This is a genomic window from Longimicrobium sp., assembly GCF_036280135.1.
Classification (GTDB): Bacteria; Gemmatimonadota; Gemmatimonadetes; order Longimicrobiales; family Longimicrobiaceae; genus Longimicrobium.
Genome location: NZ_DASURI010000932.1, coordinates 1 through 2893 on the forward strand (window position 1 = coordinate 1; position 2893 = coordinate 2893).

The 2893-nt window shown below is 69.4% G+C and carries 3 protein-coding genes and 1 tRNA gene; all 4 read right to left on the minus strand.

Annotated elements, in window-relative coordinates; genetic code table 11:
• Positions 1 to 200 precede the first annotated feature (200 nt).
• The 4 genes from VFZ20_RS29960 to VFZ20_RS29975 all read right to left on the minus strand — a co-directional run bounded on the left by VFZ20_RS29960 (position 201) and on the right by VFZ20_RS29975 (position 1701).
• A tRNA-Val gene (locus tag VFZ20_RS29960) sits at positions 201 to 274 on the minus strand.
• A 12-nt stretch (positions 275 to 286) separates the two neighbouring features.
• Entirely contained in the window at positions 287 to 511 is a 225-nt protein-coding gene (locus VFZ20_RS29965; protein WP_329687641.1) for a hypothetical protein, read from the minus strand.
• 155 nt (positions 512 to 666) lie between these two features.
• Entirely contained in the window at positions 667 to 1122 is a 456-nt protein-coding gene (locus VFZ20_RS29970; RefSeq protein ID WP_329687642.1) for a hypothetical protein, read from the minus strand.
• Positions 1123 to 1218: 96 nt separating this feature from the next.
• A complete protein-coding gene (locus tag VFZ20_RS29975) occupies positions 1219 to 1701 on the minus strand; it encodes a globin family protein (RefSeq protein WP_329687643.1) in 483 nt (160 codons plus the stop codon).
• Positions 1702 to 2893 lie beyond the last annotated feature (1192 nt).

Sequence of the window (2893 nt, forward strand, 5' to 3'; positions counted from 1 at the left end):
GTCGTCCACCACCCACATGGGCTCGGGATGGCGGTCGAAGAAAGGCCGGAACGACTCTGCCGCGGGGGGATGCGGGGAGGATGCCTGCGTGGTCATGGAAAGCGGGGACGTAGACCGTACGTCCCGAAATGTGCGTGGGGCGGATGAAAAAACGTCCGCGCGCCGGGATGCCGGCGCGCGAAGAAAGCTCCGATGGGGAATGGGCGCTGAGGGATTCGAACCCCCGACCCCCGGTGTGTAAAACCGGTGCTCTAACCAGCTGAGCTAAGCGCCCGCGTGTGTGCCGCTACAGGATGATGCCCAGCGGCACCAGCACCGCGAAGCCCAGCACCAGCAGCAGGGTGCTGGCCGTGATGCTCCCGCCGCCCAGCAGCATGAAGCCCCCGACGATGGCCGCCAGCCCGGCGCCCAGCAGGGCCAGGTTGAGCACGGACAGGCGCAGGGTGCCTTCGGTGTCGGCCGCGGTAGACGCGGACGCGGTGGCGCGGGCGGTGGGCTCGGGTCTCGGCATGGGCCAAAAGCTAGGCGAACGGCGGGAAAGCGTCAACCCCGCAACGCTTTGTAAACAGGCGGCCGGGGAGCGGCGGAGGGCGGAACCGGCCGGCCGGGGCGGAAAACGGCGCGGAGGCGGGTGCCTCCGCGTGGTCCATTGGTGCCCCGCGGCGGCTAGTTCTCCATCCGGCAGGGGACGTGGGGCAGGCCGGTGCTGCCGCTGGCGCGCACGCCCTTCCACCGCTGGGGCGCGGGGAGGCCCGCGCCGTTGAAGGTGCCCTCGAAGGTGTCGGGGTCGCGCAGGGCCAGCTCGATGGTGCCGGCGATCTGCCCGTCGCGCCACTCGCCCCGCAGCAGGGTGCCGCGGTCGCCGCGGCTGACGGTGCCGCTCACCTGCCCGTTCCAGCCGGGGGCGTCCCACGCGCCCTCGCGCACGTCGGGGCCGGCGTCGCCCACCAGCAGGCGCCGGCACACGGGGCGCTCGCCCGCGGCCGCCGGGGCCGCCCAGGTGATCCAGCTTCCCGTGAAGTCCGCGGAACCTCCGCCGGTGGTGTGCCGGGGGGATACCGCGGCCGCGCCCAGTGCCAGTCCAATGAGCAGGACGGCGAACAGGCGAAAGGACGTGCCCATCAGTACTCCGGTTGGTGCAAGTGACCGCGTCCCGTCCGCGGACGCGGTTTCGGGTGAACGGATGGCTTTCTCGGCGCGCGCGGTGCCATGCAATCCTCAGTCCGCGGCAATGGCACGAACGCCGTGCGCGGGCCCGGTGGGGGGCAGGCCGGGAATGCGGGCCGCCGCGCGCTTCATGACCGTGGCCAGCAGGCCGTACGCCTCGGCCCAGGCGTCGCGCGCCTGGGGGGTGAGCCGCGGGCCCGGCGCGCGGTCCAGCATCCACAGCAGGGCGGCCTTGACGGTCTCGTAGTGGCTGTCCTGCACGCCGTACGCGCCGTGCCGGCGCCCCATGGACTCCACGGCCGGCACCAGCTCCTCCAGCCGGTCCAAGCCGCGCACCACCACGGACAGGGTCTGGGTGAGCTTGCGCCCCTGCTCGGTCATGTCGCCGCGAAAGAGGTGGCGCAGGCTGGGGTCCAGCTCGAACAGCCGCCCGTAGAACAGGGCCGCCGCCACGTCGCTCATGGGCTCCACCGCTTCCCAGCTATCCTTCACCAGCTGCTGCCGCTCGGGCGTCATGGCCGTGTCTACCGTCACTCCGAGGTGTCGATCTTTCGTACGGTAATCTGGGCAACGAGTGGACCGGAATCAACAAACATTGTAAACATCGATTCCATCGCTACTTAGGATGTTTTCACGGCAAGTGGCACGCGTCAAAATGAGACACATCCGCCACGAACGGGGCGAACATGGGACAGAGATGTCGCAATCAGGTCCCGTGTGGTATACAGCATACGAGAGTCATCAGCAAAATCAGGCCATTTCGCGGACGAGGACACGAGTACGGCCGCCCTCGAAGTGAGCGAAGGGCGGCCGTGGGCATTTGGCTAGCGGGATCAGCGGCCCAGGAGCCTGAGAAGATCGTCGCGAGCGTGTGGCAGACTCCGCGCGAGCACCCCCTCCGCTCGCTTTTACAGCAGATCTCGCATGGGCTTGAAGTTGTTTCCGGCCATGCATGCTGCCATTCTGAGCGGAGGAAGGCGCCCGGTGCGGTCCGTCCCGCCGCACGGAGTCAAGGGCGCCTTCCGACCGAAGAATCTGGTCGGGCCGCGCACAGACCTCGCCCGTGCTGGACCCCGCGCGCGAACTCAGCGCGCAGGCGAGACCGTGCACTCCGGCAACCAGATTCTTCGGCCGGCCGGCGCCCGATGCACTACGCGACGGGACAGTCTCAGCCGGCGCCCGCCGACCTCAGAATGACAGCACGGGTGAGAAACGGCTCTACACCTACTCGAAAACCGTTGCCAAGTTCGCACCTCCCCCAAGACCCCGCGGGGGGCGGTTGTAAGAGCTCGATGATTGCCACCGCGACGGCCGGTCGCGGACCGGAGGAACCAGCAGAGGGACGGCGTCCCTTGGGAGCGGGGCTGCTTTCGGCGAGGGGACGGCATCCGCGTTTTTTCAAAGAGGCATGGGATCGGCCTAGGAGCGCGGAACCCGCCGGTGCGCATCATCCACCCGATCGCGATCAGGAAAAGGATGCCTGGCCTGGATCTGCGATCGCCCGCGGAATGCCGACCGCGCGGGCTCGGGCGGAGGGCACGGAACGCGACCGGCCCGCGCCTTCATCCGGGGCGCGGGCCGACCTAGATCGCGAGATTCGGCGGGATGAGCCGTCAGTCCGTCAGTCCGTCAGCAGAAGCGTGAGGCTGATCACGAGCGCGACGACGGGGACGTACGCGGCCGCCGCGCCGAACGCCGCGCGGTGGTAGCGCGACCGGTGCACGTG